This window comes from Variovorax ureilyticus (assembly GCF_037889935.1).
Lineage (GTDB): Bacteria > Pseudomonadota > Gammaproteobacteria > Burkholderiales > Burkholderiaceae_C > Variovorax > Variovorax ureilyticus.
In genome coordinates this window covers 448,985-467,964 of sequence record NZ_JBBKZU010000004.1, presented here as the reverse complement: position 1 = coordinate 467,964, position 18,980 = coordinate 448,985, and the positions used below count along the sequence as shown (strand labels likewise).

Below are 18,980 nucleotides of genomic sequence, written 5' to 3'. Positions count from 1 at the left end.
ACTGGGATTGCCCCCTGCAAGGGGGTGCAGAGCGACACGAAGTGCGCGAGGCTGGGGGTGGGGTTCACTACGCTTCGTTTCCCGCGACGATGCTCATGACGGCCATGCGGACCGCGATGCCGAAAGTGACCTGCGGCAGGATCACGCTCTGCCGGCCATCGACCACGGCGGAGTCGATCTCGACGCCGCGGTTGATCGGGCCCGGATGCATGACGATCGCATCCGGTTTCGCAAGCTGGAGCTTGTCCGGCGTGAGCCCGTAGGTCTTGAAGAATTCCTGCGACGAAGGCAGCAGCGCGCCGCTCATGCGTTCGTTCTGCAGGCGCAGCATGATCACCACGTCGCAGCCCTTGATGCCTTCTTCGAGCGAGTGGAAGACCCGCACGCCCATCTGCGCGAGGTCGCCCGGCACCAGCGTCTTGGGGCCGACCACCCGCACTTCGGCGCAGCCCAGCGTGGTCAGCGCATGAATGTCGGAGCGCGCCACGCGCGAATGCAGCACGTCGCCGACGATCGCGACGGTGAGGTTCGCGAAATCCTTCTTGTAGTGACGGATCGTGTACATGTCGAGAAGGCCCTGCGTCGGATGCGCATGGCGCCCGTCGCCGGCATTCACCACATGCACATGCGGCGCGACGTGCTGCGCGATCAGGTAGGGCGCGCCCGATTCGCTGTGTCGCACGACGAAGAGGTCGGCGGCCATTGCGCTCAGGTTGGCGATGGTGTCGAGCAGCGATTCGCCCTTGGAGGCCGACGAACGCGAGATGTCGAGGTTGATCACGTCGGCCGACAGCCGCTTGGCCGCGATCTCGAAGGTGGTGCGCGTGCGCGTCGAGTTCTCGAAGAACAGGTTGAACACGCTCTTGCCGCGCAGGAGCGGCACCTTCTTGACCTCGCGGTCGCTCACGCTGGTGAAGTTCGCGGCCGTGTCGAGGATGTGGGTCAGGATCTCCTTCGGCAGGCCCTCGATGGACAGCAGGTGGATCAGCTCGCCGTTCTTGTTGAGCTGTGGGTTTCGTTTGTAGAGCATTACTTGTTTTCCTCTACCTTGAAGCTGAATGTGCCGGAGTCCGCGCGCGCGAGCGCAAGCAGTTGGGTCGTCGGCAGCTCCAGCTTCTGAGCCGCGAAATCGGCCGCCACCGGCAACTCGCGGCCGCCGCGGTCGATCATGACGGCAAGGCGCACGCACGCCGGACGGCCGAAGTCGAACAGCTCGTTGAGCACCGCGCGGATCGTGCGGCCTGTATAGAGCACGTCGTCGAGCAGGAGCACGTCGGCGCCATCGACATCGAACGGAAGAGAGGTCTGCGCGCTGACGGAAAGGCCGCGGCGCGCGAAATCGTCGCGGTGCATGGCGGACGAGATCACGCCGGGCGCACCGGCAAGGCCCAGGTCTTTCTGCAGGCGCTCGACGAGCCACGCGCCGCCGGAGGTCACGCCGACGAGGCGCGTGTCGGCGCGCATCAGGGATTTCACGCCGCGCAGCAGCTCGACGTAGAGCGCTTCGGCGTCAGGGATGGAGTTCACGGAAGGCTCCTCAGGAACTGTTCAAGAATGATGCAGGCCGATGCGGCATCGGCATCGCGCGCGCCCGAGGCGAGCGCCTCGGTCGTGCTGTAGCGTTCGTCGACCTCGTACACCGGGAGCCTGAAGCGGCCATGCAGCTGTCGTGCGAAGCGCTGCGCCGCGCGGGTGTTGTCGTGCGGCGCGCCGTCGGGATGGCGGGGCACGCCGACCACCAGCGCATCGGGTTGCCACTCGCGGATGCGGGCTTCCACCTGCGCGAAGCGGGCGTCGCCTTCGGCCTTGATGGTGGCTTGCGGCGTCGCGGTCTTCAGCAGGCGGTTACCGCTCGCGACACCGGTGCGCTTCTGGCCATAGTCGAAGGCCAGGAAGCTTTGGAAATGGGAGGGAACGGAAGGCGGAAGGGCTGCGCGGTCAGGCATCGCCAACCCGCTCATGCATGCCCCGCGTCGGGCGAGAGCGTCCAGGCCTCCAGGCCCAGCAGCGACAGCGCCTTGTCATAGCGCTGCTCGACGGGGGTGTCGAAGATCACCGCCGGATCAGCGCCGACCGTCAGCCAGCTGTTTTCTGCCAGTTCGGATTCGAGCTGACCCTCGCCCCAGGCTGCGTAACCGAGAGAAACAAGCACCTTGCGCGGACCTGCACCGGTGGCGAGCGCCTCCAGCACATCCTTGGAGGTGGTCATTTCCAGCCCGCCCGGGATGGTCATGGTCGAGGCGTAGACGGATTCGTTCGGCTTGTCGGAGTGCGCGAAGACCGGCTCGTGCAGCACGAAGCCGCGCTCGGTCTGCACCGGGCCGCCCTGGAAGACCGGCGCCTTGCCGATTTCAGGGCTGGAGAGATGCAGCTCGATCTTCTCGAACAGCACGCCGAGATTGATGTCGCTGGGCTTGTTGATCACGAGGCCGAGCGCGCCGCGCTCGCTGTGCTCGCAGAGATAGACCACGCTGCGGCTGAAGGCCTTGTCCTCCAGACCCGGCATCGCAATCAGAAAATGATGCGTCAAGTTCATCGGGGCAGAATCGGAGGCCATGCCGCCGATTTTACTGGCCGTCGACAAGATCTACCCCAAGGGCCTCATGTGGTTTCGTCGCGATCTCCGGGTCGACGACAACGCCGCGCTCTACCAGGCGCTGCGGGCCTGCCGCCAGGTGGTCTGCGTGTTCGTCTTCGACCGCGCGATCCTCGATGCGCTGCCGCGTGCGGACCGGCGGGTGGAGTTCATCCGCGAATCCCTGGTCGAGCTCGGCGCGGAGCTGCATCGGCTGGGCGGTGGCCTGATCGTCCGACATGCGGTGGCCGAGGAAGAGATTGCATCGCTGGCGCGTGCGCTGGACGTGCAGGCGGTGTTCGCGAACCGCGACGACGAGCCCGACGCACTCGATCGCGACGCCCGGGTGCTCGGCGCGCTGGCCAACGCCGGGGTGGCCTTCCATACCTACAAGGACCAGGCCGTCTTCGACCGCGAGGAGGTGCTGACGCAGGTCGGTCAGCCTTACACGGTCTTCACGCCCTACAAGCGAGCCTGGCTGGCGAAGGTCGATGACTTCTACCTGAAGGCCCACCCTGTGCGGACCCATGCGGAAGCGCTCGCCCCTCCGCCCGAGAAATTCAGGAGCGCGGTCCCGTCACTGGAAGACATCGGCTTCGAGAAGACCAATCTTGCCGACCTGGAAATTCCCACCGGCAGCCAGGGCGGCTCGGCGCTGTTCAACGACTTTTCCCAGCGCATCGACCGCTATCAGGCGACACGCGATTTCCCCTCGGTGCGCGGGCCGAGCTACCTGGGCGTGCACCTGCGCTTCGGAACCGTGTCGATCCGGCAGCTCGCGGGCGCGGCCCACCAGCTGACGCAGCAGGGCGACCCGGGCGCCGCGACCTGGCTCGGCGAACTGATCTGGCGCGACTTCTTCTTCCAGATCCTCGCGCACCATCCGCACATGGTGGAAGGCGGCAAGCGGCGCAGCTTCCGGCCCGAGTACGACAGGATCCAGTGGCACCACGGCAAGCATGCCGACATGCTGTTCGACGCCTGGTGCGAGGGACGGACCGGCTATCCGCTCGTCGACGCCGCGATGGCGCAGATCAACCAGACCGGCTACATGCACAACCGGCTGCGCATGGTGGTCGCGAGTTTCCTGTGCAAGGACCTGGGGCTGGACTGGCGGCGCGGCGAGCGCTACTTCGAGATCCATCTCAACGACTTCGAGCTGTCGTCGAACAACGGCAACTGGCAATGGGCGAGTTCGAGCGGCTGCGACGCCCAGCCCTACTTCCGGATCTTCAACCCCGTTACGCAGAGCGAGCGGTTCGACCCCGAAGGCAAGTTCATCCGGCGCTACCTGCCGCAGCTTTCGAAGCTGCCCAATGCGTCGATCCATGCGCCGTGGACGGCGACCCCCGTGGAACTGGAAGCGGCGGGCGTCAAGCTAGGCGAAAACTACCCCAGGCCGATCGTCGATCACGCCGAAGCGCGGGAGCGCACCCTCCAGCGCTACGCCGTGGTGAAGCAATAACCCCGCTGGCGCGCACCGCAAGGCGGGAGCAGCCGCGGAACCGGCTTCGCCGGGCCGCCGGTTGCGCCCCCTGCAAGGGGGTGGGCGGCTACACGAAGTGAGCAACCCCGGGGGTGTGCCAGTTCACGCCACGAGCGCCACCGGCAGTTCCACGCCCGTGTAGCTGCGCACGAGGCGCAGCAGTTCTTCTTCCGAATACGGCTTGCCGAGGTAGTGATTGACGCCCAGCGCACGCGCATGGTCGTGGTGCTTCTCGGCGATGCGCGAGGTGATCATGATGATCGGCAGGTCGGCCAGCGACTGGTCCGCGCGAATGTTGCGCGCCAGGTCGAAGCCGTCCATGCGCGGCATCTCGATGTCCGACAGAACGACCGCGGGGCGCTCCTGCTGCAGCCGCTCGAGCGCCTGCAGGCCATCGGCCGCCAGCGCCACCCGATAGCCTTCGCGCTGCAGCAGACGCTGCGTGACGCGCCGCACGGTGATCGAGTCGTCCACCACCAGCACCAGCGGCACCTGCGCGGGGGCCTGAGCGATCGGCGCCTCCGGTCGAGCGCCGCCGGAGTCCGGAGTCGCGGCGCCACGGTTCGGCGAAGCCTGGAAGGCCCGGGCCTTGTCCCCGTGGACCGCCGCAAGCGCGACGGGGTTGTAGATCAATGCAACCGCACCCGAGGCGAGCACCGAGATCGCAGCCATGCCCGGCAACCGCGAAAGCTGCGGGCCGAGGTTCTTCACCACGACTTCCTGGTTGCCCAGCACTTCGTCCACGTGCAGCGCCACACGCTGCGCGGCGCTTCGCACGACCACGATCGTGTTCGCCTTGCCGGGCGCCCGCCCGCTGCCCGCAGAGGACTGCAGCAGCGCACCGGCCCAGTAGAACGGCACGTCCTCGCCGCCGAATGGATAGTGCTGGTCCAGGTAGGCCTTTTCGAGCTCGGACGCACCGGCGCGCAGCACCAGTTCGACGAGGTTGGAAGGCACGCCGATGCTGACCCCGCCGGCGCGCATCATCACGACGTGCGTCACCGCCGTGGTGAGCGGCAGGACCAGCTTGAAGGTGGTTCCCTGCCCCGCCTTGCTGCGAGTCTCGATCCGTCCGCCAAGACCGGCGACCTGGGCGCGAACCACGTCCATCCCGATGCCGCGGCCCGCCAGCTCGGACACCTGCTCGGCTGTCGAGAAGCCGGGCTGGTAGATCAGTTCCGCCGCCTCTTCATCGCTGAGCTGCTGGCCTTCGGCGATGAGGCCGAGCGCGCGGGCACGCGCGACGATCCGGTCGTACTTGAGGCCGCCGCCGTCGTCCTGGAAGCTCACCGAGACGTCGTTGCCTTCCTGGTGCAGCTCGATGACGATCAGGCCGCTCGGATCCTTGCCGGCCTTTTCGCGCGCGGCGGCATCTTCGATGCCATGCGCGACGCAGTTGCGCAGCAGGTGTTCGAAGGCCGGCGTCATCCGTTCGAGCACGCCGCGGTCCATCTCGATCGAGCCGCCGGTGATGTCGAGGCGCACCTGCTTGCCGGTGTCCTTCGACGCTTGGCGGACGACGCGATACAGGCGGTCCGAGATGCCCTCGAACTCCACCATGCGCGTGCGCAGCAGGCCGCGCTGCAGTTCGCGCGTCTGCCGCGCCTGCGCGCTCAGGTCGTCTTCCGTCGCCTGGACTGTTTTCTGGAGCGTGCGCTGCACGGTCGCCACGTCGTTGACCGACTCGGCCATCATCCGGGTGAGTTCCTGCACGCGGGTGAAGCGGTCGAACTCGAGCGGATCGAAGCCCTGCTGCGAATCCTTGGCCTGCGCGAGGCGGGACTGCATCTGGCTTTCGGCCTGGACCTCGATGTCGCGCAGCTGCTGACGCAGGCGGTCGAGGTTTCCGGTGAGATCGGTCAGCGAACTGCGCAACTGCCCCAGTTCAGCTTCCAGGCGCGAGCGCGTGATGATGACCTCACCTGCCTGGGCCACGAGGCGGTCGAGCAGGTGTGTGCGGATACGCACTGCCTGGCTCGACACCGCACGCAGCGGCGTGAGCACCGACGGCGAAGGCAGGGCGATCGCGGCACGCTCGGCGGGCGGTTCCACGGCAGCGGCTTCCGCCGAGGCCGGGGCCGCTTCCGGCACGGCTTCGAGTTCGAGCGCAGTCGGCACGGCAACCGACGGCTTCGCCGAAGCTTTTGCCTCGGCGGGCACGGGAACGACAGGCGCTGGCGCTGTCGCGGCACGCTGGACCAGTTCGGCCTGCGTCGCATCGTCGGCAGCCCGCAGCGCATCGAAGTTGGCCTGGAGGGCGTCGAAGCGCGTCAGCACCTGCTCGATCGCCTGCCGGTCGGCACCTTCGGCCCCGATCGCCTCGATGTCCGATTCCATGCGGTGGGCGCGCTCGCCCAGGCGCATCGCACCCGCCAGCCGTGCACTGCCCTTCAGCGTGTGGAGCGTCCGCAACGACGAAGTGCGCGAAGCGCTGTTTTCGGGGTTCTGCACCCAATCGCGCAAGGCGGCGCCGAGCTGCGGCAGCAGTTCGTTGGCTTCTTCCTCGAAGATCGGGAAGAGGTCCATGTCGACCGCATCGACGACGTCCGAAGCGTCATCGGCATCGTCGAGCAACACGTCGGACCCGGCATGGCGCACCAGGTGAAGCGGTGCAGCAGCCGGCTCGGCCGTTTCGATGGGCAGTTGCGACGCCTCGACGCTGCGAAGCGCCTCCAAGGTCTCTTCCGCCGGCTCTCGCAGGAACCCGGCCGCGAACTGGTGCAGCAGGCGCCGGAGTTCCTCGGCAGCAGCGACCAGCACTGCGCCCTGCTCGGGCGTACCCCGGCCCTGCGTATGCAGATGCGCAAGCGCCGCCTCGAACAGACGCGCCATGCCCGAGAGGCTCTGGAACCCCACCGTGGCGGAGCTGCCGGCCAGCGAATGCGCCAGGCCGATCGTGGACGTCGGAACGCGCTGGTGCGTTTCGAGCGCCCATTCGCCCACTTCCGTCGCGAGCTGGCGCGACCATTCGTCGGCTTCGTTCAGATAGACGTTGTAGAGCGCGATCCCGATGCGCAAGGGACCGATGACCTTGACCTGCTCTTCGGCGCTCGGTGCCGGCGTGCGCTCGGGCTGGGGCTCCTCGGGCGCTGCCGCGGCCGCCTCGACGGGCGGCTCCGCCACGTCCATGGGCGGGATTTCGGGCGCAGCCATCTCGACCGGCACTTCGTCATGCGCGATCGGCAACTCGTCGATGACCGGTGTTTCAGCGGGGGCGGAAGCCTCGACGGCGACCGTCGGCTCGGGCAGAGCCGGGGCTTCAGGTTCGAGGTTCAGCGCAAATGTCAGCTCGTCGAGCTCGGCAAGCTCGGCGTCGGGGGTCGAAGCCACCGCCGGCTCGGCCGGGACCTCTTCGAGGGTCGGCGCAGGTTCGACCTCGGGCTGAGGGACCGCGGCGACTTCGGGCTCGAGCTCCAGCGGTGACAGCTCTTCGGGCTCGGACTTCGGCCGCGATGCAGCCGACACGAGCGAGGGCTCGAGCGCCGTGTGGACCGTTTCCAGGAAATCGCCGTCGTCGTAGTCGCCCAGCGACACAGCCTCTTCGGGCGGGGGCTCGGGCTGGGCATCGAAGTCGAGGAAGTCGGTCGAGGCAAACCCTTCGTCGGAACGCGGCGCGTCGGAGGGAGCCTGTTCAGAAGCAGTCTGCAAGGCCTCTTCGTTGGCCCCGTCGAGGCCCGACCAGACGGTGGGCTCTTCGGCGTCCGCGACCGGGGAATCCACGGAGACTGCCGGCACCGGCTCATCGACCGGCAGCGCTTCTGCGCCTTTCAGTTCCAGGTCGAGCTCGAGTTCCAGATCGCGAAGATCGGGCAGTTCGGGCAACTCCGGCAGAGGCACGGGCTCCATCGGCGCCGACGGCACCTCGGCGGCGGCCTCGGCAGCGATGTGGCGCGCAGCGGCGACGAGCGCCTCGGCATCGGCAACGCGCGCCGGAATTTCCAGCGGCTCGCCCGTGCGCAGCGACTCGGCGATCGCGAGGAAAGGCGCCGACTTCCAGCTGTGCGAACCACCCGCGGCGATCGCCTCCACCCACTTGGCGAAGTCCTGGAGCGCGTTGCGTGTACCGGTGAGCAGCTCCGGCGAGGCCGGCCGCTGGTCGGCCAGCCACGTGTTCAGCACCTGCTCGAGCGACCAGGCGGCTTCGCCGAAATCCATCAGCCCGACCATGCGCGAGCTGCCTTTGAGCGTGTGGAAGGCACGGCGCAGGACGGTCAACTCGCCTTCGTCGCCCGGGCGCGCGCCGAGCGCCGAGACGGCCGCGAGACCGTTGTGCAGGACTTCGCGGGCTTCGTCGAGGAAGATGTTCTGGAGGTCGTCTTCCTCCAGCTCGGTCACCTCGGTGTCGGGCAACGCCTCGAGCGGTGCGGGGCCGGTGATCTTGGAGGTCCAGCTCGTGGCCGCCTGGCTGAATTCGTCGATCGGAGACGGCGACGGCGGGGGCGACGACTTGCGCGCGCCGGGCGTGGCGAGCGCAGCGAGCTTGGCGGCGATCTGCGCATCGACCTGCTCGACGCTCATGACCGCTTCGGTCACCGCGACCGGACCGGACGCCGATGCAAAGGCCGCTGGCGCAGCCGCGTCCGACGACGCATCGCTGGCCTGCCGGCCCATCAGCGGCTTGAGTTCGCCAATGTCGGCGTCGAACACGAACAGCCGTTTGGCCAGGGCAGGCTGGTAGCTGAGCATGTCGATGAGGAAACCGAGCGCGCCCAGGTTGTTGCCGAGCGAGTCGAAGGCACGGATCTCGTCGGTCGGCGACTCTTCGGCGAGCAGCTGGTCGACGTTCTCGCGCATGCGCTGAACGGTCTGCGCGGCCTGATCGAGGCCCAGCACCGAGAACACACCGCGCATCTGCAGAAGCTGCGACGGCACGTTGCGCAGAAGACCCTTCTCGGTCGGACGGCGGAAGAACTGGTCGAGCGATTTTTCGAGCTCGGCCAGATGGCTGCGCAGCTCTCCGACGACGGTGCCCATGGTCTGGCGGTCGCTCACCCGGCGGTAGAGCTCCTCCATCCACGGCTCCAGCGGCTCCGAGCGGCCGCCGTCGCGGGCGCGCTCGATGCGCCCCGCGAGCTGGATCGTGCGCGCGGTGAGCTGCCGGTCCTGCGGATCGAGATCCTCGAAGGCAGCTTCGAGGTAGAGCACCGAGGTGGCGACTTCCATCGCGAGTTCGGTGCCGGGCGGCTGGCCGGAGCGGACCGAGGCCTCGACCGCGTTGTTGAGCGCCTGCACCATCGGCAGGCTGGGCGGATGCAGCTTCTGGAGCGACTCGCCGAGTTGCGCGAAGGTCTCCACCACCTGCCGCGTGCGGCCCACGTCGCCGCCGGACAGCGCCGACCACATTTCCTTCGCGGTCTCGATGCGCTTGCGCGCCTGCGCGAGCACCAACGGATCGAAGCGGCCGAACTGCTCGATCGTGTAGTCGACCTTCTGCTCGTTGGAAATGCCCCATGCGGCGCGCACTGCGCGCAGCGTCGCGGCTTCGTCGCCTGGTCCGGGAACGGCCTGGGCGCAGAAGAAAAGCAGGTCCTGGCCGAGACGGTCGGACACGGTGTTGTCGCCGCGCGCCAGCGTGGCGTATTGCAGCAGCACGCGCGAAGCGGCGCGCTTGACATGCGAATCCGCAGGGATGAGCGCCAGCGCCAGCGCCTCGAAGAAACCGGCAGCGAGCGTCCAGAAGCTCGCGACCCTCGGCACCGAGGCGCCACGGCCGAGCCCGAGGCACAAGGCCTGCAAGCGGCGGGCGGAATGGTCATCGCCGCTCTTGACGACCTGCAAGACTTCGCGATCGAGTTTGGAACGCACCGCGGGGTCGTACACGAGCGCCGCCTGGGTCGGCGCGGGCTTGATCTCGACCCAGCGCCAGGTCATGCTCCAGAGATCGGCCGGATGGACCCGCTCGTTGCCGACCAGTTCGAGGACCTCGCGGTATTGCGGGAACAGCGCGACCGAGGACACGGTCTTGCCGGCGACCACCGCGTTCAGGAAATCGGCGACCGCGAACCCGGCGCGTTCGATCTTCTGGACCGCGGCATCGTTGCAGCGCAACGGCTCGGTGACGAAGCTCTGCACCGCGAACTCCATCGCCCCCAGCACGAGGGCCGGCGCGGTATGGCCCACCATCTGCAGCGCGCCGACCGCCTGATGAAGTTGTTGCCGGGCCTGTCGCACCGGCATGGTGTCGATTTCGGAACCCGGCAGGGCCGACGCGGCATCGCGCGAGAAACGCCGCAAGGTCTTGCCCACGGCATCGAGCGACTTCTGGATTTCTCCGAGAACCCAGGCCAGCGGCCCAAGATCCTCCGTGGCCGGCGCATTGCCGGCGGTGTGGGCAGCGGGACTTTGAATCGACACGTTGGGCGCTCGATGTTCAGGAAATCTTGAAACGAGCCACCGACTGACGCAGTTCCTCGGCCATGTGCGAAAGCTCGCGGACCTGCTGGGCCGTGGTGCGCGTGCCTTCCCCCGTCTGCTCGGTTACGGCAAAGATGTGCTGGATGTTGGCCGCCACCACGTTGGCGGAATCGGCTTCGCGGGACGCGGACATCGAGATCTGCTCAATGAGGTCCGCCAGGCGGCGCGACACGCGGTCGATCTCGGACAGTGCCGTGCCGGCGTTGTCGGACAGCTTCGCGCCCTCGACCACACCCTGCGTGGAACGCTCCATGGCGCCCACCGCATCCTGCGTGTCGGTCTGAATCGCCTTCACGAGCGCCGAGATCTGGCGCGTCGCGTCCGCGGAGCGCTCGGCCAGTCGCTGCACTTCTTCCGCCACCACCGAGAAGCCGCGGCCGGCTTCACCCGCGGATGCGGCCTGGATGGCGGCGTTGAGCGCGAGCACGTTCGTCTGTTCGGTAATGTCCGAGATCAGCTCCGTGATTTCGCCGATCTCCTGCGACGATTCGCCCAGGCGCTTGATCCGCTTGGAGGTTTCCTGGATCTGGTCGCGGATGGCATTCATACCGCCGATGGCGTTCTGCACGGCCTGCAGGCCGGACGATGCCGCCTGCAGCGACTGGCGCGCCACCGTCGCCGATTCCTGCGCTTGCGAGGACACGCCGTTGATTCGTTCCGCCATCGTGAGCACCGACTGGCCGGTTTCGCGGATCTCCCGCAGCTGCTCCGTCGATGCGGCGAGCAGTTCGGTCGACGTGCTTTCCACCTGCGAGGTGGTGTGGGCCACGCGGGTCGCCGTGTTCTGCACGTTGCCCACCAGCAGGCGCAGTTCTTCCACCGTGTAGTTCACCGAATCGGCGATAGCGCCCGTGATGTCCTCGGTCACGGTCGCTTCCTGCGTCAGATCGCCTTCGGCAACGGTCTGCAGTTCGTTCATGAGGCGCAAGATGGCTGCCTGGTTGGCGGCATTGACGCGGGCGGCGTCTTCGCTGGCGCGCTCGGCCTCGACACGCTCGCGTTCGGCGGAAGCCGCACGCTCGCGGCCTTCGCGGACCTGCACGAAGCCGATCGCGCCGGCGAGCGCCAAGGCGGCCAGCGACAGCACGAACAGCATCACCACGGTGCCGGCGCCCAGGCCGGTGCGTGCCGAGAGCTTTTCCTGCAGGTCGCCCAGCGCGTTCCGCAGGGGTTCGCTGTCTGCGAGGATCGCTGCCTGCGCTTCGCGCGCGGCCACGAGGCCCTGCAGGTTGCCCAGAATGGCGCTGGCCTGCGTGCGAGTCTGTTCGTAGGTCTTCAGGATGGCTTCGAGCTGCTGGCGGGTCTGCGCGTCGCGGGTGCCGGGCAGGCGCTGCTGGGCGCTGCCGTCGAGCAGGCCGCGCGTGATTTCCTGGAACGAATTCAGGTCCTTGCCGAGCAGGAACACCGCGTCGGGGCTCACACCTTCGACCGTCAGGAATTCGTTGGCAGACTTGCCGATGCGCTGGGTCAGCATGACGAGCTGGCCGGCGGCGGAGATTTCCGGCAGCGTCGCGCTCTGCTGCATCTTCAGCGACGCGACCGTCTCGGTCATTTCGAGCAGGTCGGAAGACTGACGATTGATGTCGCGAAGCGCGTTGCCGACCTGCGTGAGGATCTTCTGCTGAGCCATGACGGCCTTGGCGCTCTTGTCCGCGCGTTCGACCAGCGGCGTGATCTTGCCGAGTTCGACGTCGTACTGGCTGCCGACGCGCTCCAGCTTGAGCGAATCGTCGCCACTTGCCAGGCCCTGCACGCGACGGCTCAGGTCTTCGGAGCTTTCCTTGACTTCGGTGAAGGCGCCCACATTGCCGACCAGCGCCTGCGAGACCGATTTGGCGAGACGCTGCGACTGCATCAGCGACTGACCGGTGGCGGCCACCTGCTGCGCGAGACGTTCGGCGCGCAGAATGGCCGAGCCCGCGACCAGCATCAGCAACAACACCACGCCGGCCAATGCCAGCGCAAGAATCCGCTGCTGCCGGGCCGGGCTGGAACGTTGCGAGCGTTTGGAGCGCGACCTCGAAGCGCCGCCTGCCGAGGCGGCCGGGATCGCGTCCTCGATCTGCGGACCCGGATCCGACGAAGAACCCGCGTCACCGCCCGGACCCGCTTCCGCAGCCAGGGTGGCCGACGACTTCGCGGCATCGCGCGGCATCGCCACTGTCGATTCATCCGGTGTTTGCACGGTTTCGATGTTATCCATCGACAGCGTGGCAGCGCTATCGGCGCCCACGCTGACGTTGCCGCCGCTCACGGGCATGAACTTCTTGAACTTTTCGGCGATCGAGCTCACGGTCGGTCCTTCAGGTGGTGGTCGGTGCAGGGCCCAGCGCTCAGGCGCCGATGCTCAGGAAACGGGGTTGCTGGGAAAGCGCCTGGAGATTGATCTCCTGCCAACGCGCTCCCGCGGAATCGGTGTAGGAATGGCCGAGCCAGGCGGGCGCATCGGCGTCCGGCGCCTCGGAAGCCACGAAGGCGTCGACCCCGCGCAAACCGACCAGACGGTCGATCAGCAGGGCGCAGTTGACTTCGAGCAATTCATTGAGCGCCACGAGGCGGGACTGCGCATGCGCCGCCTCGCTGGTCGCCGGCGCGGCTTGCGCGCCGGTCAGGAAGCCTGCCAGCTGGACGACGCCGTACAGGCCACCGCGAAGGTTGGCCACGCCGAGGAACCACGGCTCGGTATACGGCACATGTTGCGGCTGCACCCAGGGAAAGATCTCGCCTGCGTGTCCGAGCGGGAACAGGTAGTTGGCATCGCCGGCCTCGACCGCGAGCCACGACGCGGAAACACCCGACGTGCGCGCAGCCTGCAGGCGGCCGGCAAGCCGGGACTGGAATGCACGGAGAGCGTCTCGATTGGCCATGAGAATCGAAAGCTTGCTGGAGTCAGGCCAGCGCGCTGATCTTGGCCATCAACTCTGCCGGATTGACCGGCTTGACGATGTAGTCCTTGGCGCCTTGACGCATGCCCCAGACGCGATCGGTTTCCTGGTTCTTGCTGGTGCACAGGATGATCGGCACCGTCGCGTACTGCGGGTGGCGGGCGATGGCGCGCGTGAGCTGAAAGCCGTTCTGGCCGGGCATGACGACATCCATCAGGATCAGGTCCGGCTGCTCCTCCTCGAGTCGGCGCATCGCGTCGTCGGCGTTCTCCGCGGTCTTCACCGAAAAGCCGTTTTTCTGGAGAAGGTCGGAGAGGAAGACCAGCTCGGTCTTCGAGTCGTCGACCACGAGCACTTTGCGAATGGGCATTTACTACGCTTCCTGAAGAGTGCCGAACTGCTGCACAGCGTTGAGCAATTGGTCTTTGGTGAAAGGCTTGGTGAGGTAGTCCTGCGAGCCGACCATGCGGCCGCGCGCCTTGTCGAACACGCCGTCCTTCGACGAGAGCATGACGACGGGGACATTGGAGAAGTGCGAGTTGCGCTTGATGATGGCGCAGGTCTGATAGCCGTCCAGGCGCGGCATCAGGATGTCGCAAAAAATCAGGTGGGGCTTGTGGTCGTTGACCTTGGAGAGGGCGTCGAAGCCGTCTTCGGCGAGGAGAACCTCGTGGCCGCCCTGCTTGAGGAAGATCTCGGCGCTGCGCCGAATGGTGTTGCTGTCGTCGATGACAAGCACCTTGTAGCCGGATCCATTCGCGCTCATTGCACCGCTCCTTGTGACGCATTGGATGGGACCGCTGTGCGCCGTGAGGAGCACAGGAAGCGCGGCCCTATGCCATGCTTCAGATCTCAACCATCTCGAAATCTTCCTTGCGTGCCCCACATTCCGGGCAGGTCCAGTTCATCGGAACATCTGCCCACGCCGTACCGGGCGCAATACCATCTTCTGGCACGCCGACCGACTCGTCGTAGATCCACCCGCAAATCAGGCACATCCAGGTTTTCGTATTCATCGCAGCTTAAAGTCCCTGTTCATCAAATGCAACGATCGTATCCAAACGTATCAACAAATCTCGTGATAAGCGTCTCAGATATGCCACCATGCCGGTGAGTTGTTATCGGGTATGAAAACTTCCCCATTACCAGCAGAGCACGACCACAAAGTGAGCGATCTTACCGACCCCCAGAACGACGAAGACACTGCGGAAAGCGACGCGAATCCGCCCTGCGTGCTCGTCTTCAATGCCAACGATCCGAGCGGCGCAGGCGGCTTGGCTGCGGACTCCGTGGCCATGGCCTCCGTGGGGGCTCACATGCTACCCGTCGTCACGGGCGCCTACGCGCGCGACACGGCCGAAATCTTCGACTTCTTTGCGTTCGATGAAGAAGCGGTGTCGGAGCAGGCGCGATCCATCCTCGAAGACGTGGAAGTCCAGCTCATCAAGATCGGCTTCGTCGGTTCGCCGGAGAACCTGAGCAACGTTGCCGAGACCGCGACCGACTATCCCGAGGTCCCGGTCGTGGCCTACATGCCCAACCTGTCGTGGTGGGACGAGACCCAGATCGACGCCTATCTCGACGCCTTCCGCGACCTCGTGCTGCCGCAGACCACCGTGCTGGTCGGCAACCACAGCACGCTGTGGCGCTGGCTTCTGCCCGACTGGAGCGGCGAGCGCCCGCCAAGTGCGCGCGACATCGCCAAGGCGGCGGGCGAGTTCGGCGTGCCTTACACGCTGGTCACCGGGATCATGCTGCCCGAGCAGTTCATCGACAACGTGCTGGCGTCGCCGCAATCGGTGCTTGCGAGCGAGAAGTACGAGCGCCTCGAAGCCATCTTCGCGGGCGCCGGCGACACATTGTCGGCCGCGCTCGCCGCGCTGCTCGCGAGCGGCACCGATCTCGCGGCCGCCGCCACCGAGGCCCTGAGCTACATGGACCGCTGCCTGGATGCCGGTTTCCGGCCGGGCATGGGCCACGTGCTGCCGGACCGCCTCTTCTGGGCCCAGCCGGAAGAGGAAGACAACGGCGAAGAGGATCCGGCGGCGCCAAAGGACTTCGCCCTCCCACCGCACGACACCCGGCACTAGTTGCTCGCCCCCGGCTTGCCCCTTCGTGTGGCCGCCACATGAAAGATACTCGGCCGATGCCAAACACTGATCAGAACGAAGTCCTTTTCGAGCGCGCCCGCGCCGTCATTCCCGGCGGCGTCAATTCGCCGGTGCGCGCCTTCCGCGCGGTCGGCGGCACGCCGCGATTCGTCAAGCGCGCGCAGGGCGCGTACTTCTGGGACGCGACGGACAAGCGCTACATCGACTACATCGGCTCCTGGGGTCCGATGATCCTGGGCCACGGGCATCCCGCGGTGGTCGAGGCCGTGCAGCGCGCCGTCACCGAGGGCTTTTCGTTCGGCGCACCGACCGAGCGCGAGATCGAGCTCGCAGAAGCGATCCTCGCACTCGTGCCTTCGATGGAGATGGTCCGGCTCGTCAGCTCGGGCACCGAGGCCGCGATGAGCGCGCTGCGCCTCGCGCGCGGGGCGACCGGCCGCAAGTACATCATCAAGTTCGAGGGCTGCTACCACGGCCATGCCGACGCGCTGCTGGTCAAGGCAGGCTCGGGCCTCGCGACGTTCGGCAACCCGACGTCCGCAGGCGTGCCGCCCGAGGTGGTGCAGCACACCCTGGTGCTCGAATACAACAACATCGCCCAGCTCGAGGAAACCTTCGCGCTGCATGGCCACGAGATCGCGTGCCTCGTGATCGAAGCGATTGCGGGCAACATGAATTTCGTGCGCGCCAGCGCGGCCTTTGCCAAGCGCTGCCGGGAGCTCTGCACCCAGAACGGCGCGCTGCTCGTGTTCGACGAGGTCATGACCGGCTTTCGCGTCGGCGCGCGCGGCGCGCAAGGCGTGCTGGGCATCACGCCCGATCTCACGGTGCTGGGCAAGGTCATCGGCGGCGGCATGCCGCTGGCGGCATTCGGCGGCCCGCGCGCGATCATGGAACACCTCGCGCCGCTCGGCCCGGTCTACCAGGCCGGCACGCTGTCGGGCAACCCGGTGGCGACGGCCTGCGGACTCGCCACGCTCAAGGAAGTGGCCAAGCCTGGTTTCTTCGAAGCACTGTCGAGGAAGACGCGTGCGCTGGTCGATGGCCTCGAGGCCGCCGCGAAAGCCGCGGGTGTGTCTTTCAGCGTGGACAGTGAAGGCGGCATGTTCGGCTTCTTCCTGCTCGATGCGCTGCCGCAGAACTATACGGCCGTCATGAAGAGCGACGGTGCGAAGTTCAACGCCCTCTTCCACGGTCTGCTGGACCGCGGCGTCTACATCGCGCCCGCGCTCTATGAAGCAGGCTTCGTCAGCGCGGCACACAGCGACGACGACATCGCCGCCACGATCGAAGCGGCGCGGCAGATCTTCGCGACCCTCTGACCCTCACCATGAAGTTGTTGTCGACGCTGGCGGGCGCCAGCCTGCTCCTGCCCGGCGTGGCCTTCGCCCAGGTGGCGGATCTCAGCCAGGTCTGGATCAACCCGGGCTTCTATTCGCTGCACTTCGATCGCAACAAGGGGCTGGAGGACGCGAACCCCGGCATCGGCATCGAATGGCCGATCGACAAGACTTTTTCGGCCACGGCCGGCAGGTTCCGCAACAGCGATCGCGAGTACTCGAACTACATCGGCGTCTACGTAATGCCGTTCGAGTTCCACGGCGTGAAGCTCGGCGCCGTCGTCGGGGGCTTCAACGGCTACCCGAACTACAGGGAAGGCGGCTGGTTCCCGGCCCTGATTCCGGTCGCCGCGATCGAAGGCACGCACTGGGGTCTGAACGTGGCGATCATCCCCAGCTACAAGGATCGCCTCTACGGGGCGATCAGCTTCCAGCTCAAGTACCGTTTCAAGGAATAGGCACACCCCCAGCCTCGCCCACTTCGTGTGGCTCTGCATCTCCTTGCAGGAGGCAACCCCAGCGGCCCGGCAAAGCCGGCTCCGCGGTGTTCCATCAACAGGCCTGGCTGCACCGGCCGGCAAGGGGCGGCGAGATGATCAGTGTCGGAAGTGGCGGACGCCGGAGAACACCATCACGACGCCGCGCTCGTCCGCGGCATCGATGACTTCCTGGTCACGCATCGAACCGCCCGGCTGGATCACCGAAGTGGCACCCGCATCGACGACCACGTCGAGCCCATCGCGGAACGGGAAGAACGCATCGCTCGCCACGGCCGTGCCCGACAGCGTGAGCCCCGCGTGCTGCGCCTTGATGCTGGCGATACGCGCGGAATCGAGGCGGCTCATCTGGCCCGCGCCGACGCCCATCGTCATGCCGTCGGCACAGAAGACGATCGCGTTGCTCTTGACGTACTTCGCGACCTTCCAGGCGAACAGGAGGTCCTGGAGCTGCTGCGGCGTCGGCTGCTTCTTGCTCACGACCTTGAGTTCATCGACGGACAGTTCCCGGTTGTCCGCCGTCTGCATGAGCAAGCCCGAACCAATGCGCTTGACATCGACCGCGTTGCGGCCGTTCTCCCAGTCGGTCTTGCCGCCCGACGGCAGCGCGATCTCGAGGATGCGCACGTTGACCTTGCTCTTGAACACCTCGAGCGCATCGGGCGCATAGCCGGGCGCCATCAGCACTTCGACGAACTGCTTGCTGACCGCTTCAGCGGCGGCGCGGTCCATCGGACGGTTGAAGGCGATGATGCCGCCGAAGGCCGAGGTCGGGTCGGTCTTGAAGGCCTTGCTGTAAGCCTCGTGCGCATCCTTGCCCACGGCGACGCCGCAGGGATTGGCATGCTTCACGATCACGCAGGCCGGCGCATCGAAGCTCTTGACACATTCCCAGGCGGCATCCGCATCGGCGATGTTGTTGTAGCTGAGCTCCTTGCCCTGGAGCTGCTTCGCCGTCACCAGCGAACCGGGCGCCGGATACAGGTCGCGGTAGAACGCCGCCTGCTGGTGCGGGTTCTCGCCGTAGCGCAGGTCCTGCAGTTTGACGAAGCGGCCATTGCTCTGGCCGGGGAAGAGCAGGTGCGAGCCGTCTTCCTGGATGCGCGAGAGGTAGTCGCTGATCGCACCGTCGTATTGGCTGATGCGGTTGAACGCCGCGACCGAGAAGGCGAACTTTGTCTTGTCGCCGAGCTTGCCGTTCGCCTTCAGTTCGGCGAGCGCCACCGGGTATTGCGAAGCGTCGGTGAGGACGCCGACGTCCTTCCAGTTCTTGGCGGCGCTGCGCACCATCGCGGGGCCGCCGATGTCGATGTTCTCGATCGCGTCTTCGAGCGTGCAGCCCGGCTTGGCCACCGTGGCTTCGAACGGATAGAGATTGACCACCAGCAGGTCGATGGTGTCGATGCCATGCTCCTTCAGCGCCGCCATGTGCGCGGGCAGGTCGCGGCGCGCGAGCAGGCCGCCGTGCACCTTGGGGTGCAGCGTCTTCACGCGGCCGTCGAGCATTTCGGGGAAGCCCGTGACTTCGGCCACTTCGGTCACCGGCAGACCGGCATCGGCGAGCAGCTTGGCGGTGCCGCCGGTGGAAAGGAGCTTGATGCCCAGCGCATGCAGCGCCTGGGCAAATTCGAGGATGCCGGTCTTGTCGGAAACGGAAATCAGTGCGTTCATC

The 18,980-nt window shown here is 66.7% G+C and carries 15 protein-coding genes; 4 read left to right on the top strand and 11 right to left on the bottom strand.

The window, feature by feature from the left end; all coding sequences use genetic code 11:
- Positions 1–67: 67 nt before the first annotated feature.
- The 4 genes from WKW77_RS12400 to WKW77_RS12385 are packed head-to-tail and all read right to left on the bottom strand — an operon-like array spanning position 68 to position 2,557.
- The gene (locus WKW77_RS12400; protein ID WP_340357132.1) at positions 68–1,030 is read right to left on the bottom strand and encodes an aspartate carbamoyltransferase catalytic subunit; all 963 of its coding nucleotides are present in this window, start codon (positions 1,028–1,030) and stop codon (positions 68–70) included.
- The gene (gene pyrR, locus WKW77_RS12395) at positions 1,030–1,527 is read right to left on the bottom strand and encodes a bifunctional pyr operon transcriptional regulator/uracil phosphoribosyltransferase PyrR (protein WP_340357131.1); all 498 of its coding nucleotides are present in this window, start codon (positions 1,525–1,527) and stop codon (positions 1,030–1,032) included. The genes WKW77_RS12400 and pyrR overlap by 1 nt, the downstream gene beginning before the upstream one ends.
- The gene (ruvX, locus tag WKW77_RS12390) at positions 1,524–1,961 is read right to left on the bottom strand and encodes a Holliday junction resolvase RuvX (protein ID WP_340357130.1); all 438 of its coding nucleotides are present in this window, start codon (positions 1,959–1,961) and stop codon (positions 1,524–1,526) included. Before ruvX ends, pyrR begins: the two co-directional genes overlap by 4 nt.
- On the bottom strand, positions 1,958–2,557 hold the full coding sequence (locus WKW77_RS12385) for a YqgE/AlgH family protein (RefSeq protein WP_340357129.1): 600 nt from the start codon (positions 2,555–2,557) through the stop codon (positions 1,958–1,960). The genes ruvX and WKW77_RS12385 overlap by 4 nt, the downstream gene beginning before the upstream one ends.
- Between WKW77_RS12385 and WKW77_RS12380 the strand changes: the two genes are divergently transcribed.
- A complete protein-coding gene (locus WKW77_RS12380) occupies positions 2,556–4,040 on the top strand; it encodes a cryptochrome/photolyase family protein (RefSeq protein ID WP_340357128.1) in 1,485 nt (494 codons plus the stop codon). The genes WKW77_RS12385 and WKW77_RS12380 overlap by 2 nt on opposite strands.
- A 123-nt stretch (positions 4,041–4,163) precedes the next feature.
- On the opposite strand, the gene WKW77_RS12375 is transcribed toward WKW77_RS12380, so the two are convergent.
- The 6 genes from WKW77_RS12375 to WKW77_RS12350 form a co-directional block, all read right to left on the bottom strand.
- Complete coding sequence (locus WKW77_RS12375) at positions 4,164–10,415, bottom strand: hybrid sensor histidine kinase/response regulator (RefSeq protein WP_340357127.1); 6,252 nt, start codon at positions 10,413–10,415, stop codon at positions 4,164–4,166.
- Positions 10,416–10,431: 16 nt separating this feature from the next.
- Positions 10,432–12,630 carry a methyl-accepting chemotaxis protein gene (locus WKW77_RS12370; protein WP_422823181.1) on the bottom strand — a complete coding sequence of 733 codons (2,199 nt, stop codon included), beginning with the start codon at positions 12,628–12,630 and terminating at the stop codon, positions 10,432–10,434.
- A 178-nt stretch (positions 12,631–12,808) separates the two neighbouring features.
- Positions 12,809–13,342 (bottom strand): chemotaxis protein CheW, encoded by a 534-nt coding sequence (locus WKW77_RS12365; protein ID WP_340357125.1) that lies wholly within the window; start codon positions 13,340–13,342, stop codon positions 12,809–12,811.
- 22 nt (positions 13,343–13,364) lie between these two features.
- Positions 13,365–13,730, bottom strand: a complete 366-nt coding sequence (locus WKW77_RS12360) for a response regulator transcription factor (RefSeq protein ID WP_340357124.1) — start codon at positions 13,728–13,730, stop codon at positions 13,365–13,367.
- Between the two features lie 3 nt (positions 13,731–13,733).
- The gene (locus tag WKW77_RS12355; RefSeq protein ID WP_088955234.1) at positions 13,734–14,126 is read right to left on the bottom strand and encodes a response regulator; all 393 of its coding nucleotides are present in this window, start codon (positions 14,124–14,126) and stop codon (positions 13,734–13,736) included.
- Positions 14,127–14,205: 79 nt separating this feature from the next.
- A complete protein-coding gene (locus WKW77_RS12350; RefSeq protein ID WP_088955233.1) occupies positions 14,206–14,376 on the bottom strand; it encodes a rubredoxin in 171 nt (56 codons plus the stop codon).
- A gap of 111 nt (positions 14,377–14,487) precedes the next feature.
- On the opposite strand from WKW77_RS12350, the gene thiD reads away from it, so the two are divergent.
- From thiD to WKW77_RS12335, 3 genes are read left to right on the top strand one after another with little or no spacing between them, the layout of a single operon-like run.
- Positions 14,488–15,450, top strand: coding sequence for a bifunctional hydroxymethylpyrimidine kinase/phosphomethylpyrimidine kinase (gene thiD, locus WKW77_RS12345; RefSeq protein WP_340357123.1), 963 nt, complete (start codon positions 14,488–14,490; stop codon positions 15,448–15,450).
- A 56-nt stretch (positions 15,451–15,506) separates the two neighbouring features.
- Positions 15,507–16,793, top strand: coding sequence for a glutamate-1-semialdehyde 2,1-aminomutase (gene hemL, locus WKW77_RS12340; protein WP_340357122.1), 1,287 nt, complete (start codon positions 15,507–15,509; stop codon positions 16,791–16,793).
- Positions 16,794–16,801: 8 nt separating this feature from the next.
- Positions 16,802–17,269, top strand: a complete 468-nt coding sequence (locus WKW77_RS12335; RefSeq protein WP_340357121.1) for a hypothetical protein — start codon at positions 16,802–16,804, stop codon at positions 17,267–17,269.
- 138 nt (positions 17,270–17,407) lie between these two features.
- On the opposite strand, the gene purH is transcribed toward WKW77_RS12335, so the two are convergent.
- Positions 17,408–18,979 carry a bifunctional phosphoribosylaminoimidazolecarboxamide formyltransferase/IMP cyclohydrolase gene (gene purH / locus WKW77_RS12330; protein WP_340357120.1) on the bottom strand — a complete coding sequence of 524 codons (1,572 nt, stop codon included), beginning with the start codon at positions 18,977–18,979 and terminating at the stop codon, positions 17,408–17,410.
- Position 18,980 lies beyond the last annotated feature (1 nt).

Coding starts and splice junctions, on each gene's coding strand:
- WKW77_RS12365 (WP_340357125.1), bottom strand. CDS start 13,342: ATGGCCAATCGAGACGCTCTCCGTGCATTCCAGTCCCGGCTTGCCGGC.
- WKW77_RS12350 (WP_088955233.1), bottom strand. CDS start 14,376: ATGAATACGAAAACCTGGATGTGCCTGATTTGCGGGTGGATCTACGAC.
- WKW77_RS12400 (WP_340357132.1), bottom strand. CDS start 1,030: ATGCTCTACAAACGAAACCCACAGCTCAACAAGAACGGCGAGCTGATC.
- WKW77_RS12385 (WP_340357129.1), bottom strand. CDS start 2,557: ATGGCCTCCGATTCTGCCCCGATGAACTTGACGCATCATTTTCTGATT.
- WKW77_RS12360 (WP_340357124.1), bottom strand. CDS start 13,730: ATGCCCATTCGCAAAGTGCTCGTGGTCGACGACTCGAAGACCGAGCTG.
- purH (WP_340357120.1), bottom strand. CDS start 18,979: ATGAACGCACTGATTTCCGTTTCCGACAAGACCGGCATCCTCGAATTT.
- hemL (WP_340357122.1), top strand. CDS start 15,507: ATGCCAAACACTGATCAGAACGAAGTCCTTTTCGAGCGCGCCCGCGCC.
- WKW77_RS12355 (WP_088955234.1), bottom strand. CDS start 14,126: ATGAGCGCGAATGGATCCGGCTACAAGGTGCTTGTCATCGACGACAGC.
- WKW77_RS12370 (WP_422823181.1), bottom strand. CDS start 12,630: ATGCCGCGCGATGCCGCGAAGTCGTCGGCCACCCTGGCTGCGGAAGCG.
- ruvX (WP_340357130.1), bottom strand. CDS start 1,961: ATGAGCGGGTTGGCGATGCCTGACCGCGCAGCCCTTCCGCCTTCCGTT.
- WKW77_RS12380 (WP_340357128.1), top strand. CDS start 2,556: ATGCCGCCGATTTTACTGGCCGTCGACAAGATCTACCCCAAGGGCCTC.
- WKW77_RS12335 (WP_340357121.1), top strand. CDS start 16,802: ATGAAGTTGTTGTCGACGCTGGCGGGCGCCAGCCTGCTCCTGCCCGGC.
- thiD (WP_340357123.1), top strand. CDS start 14,488: ATGAAAACTTCCCCATTACCAGCAGAGCACGACCACAAAGTGAGCGAT.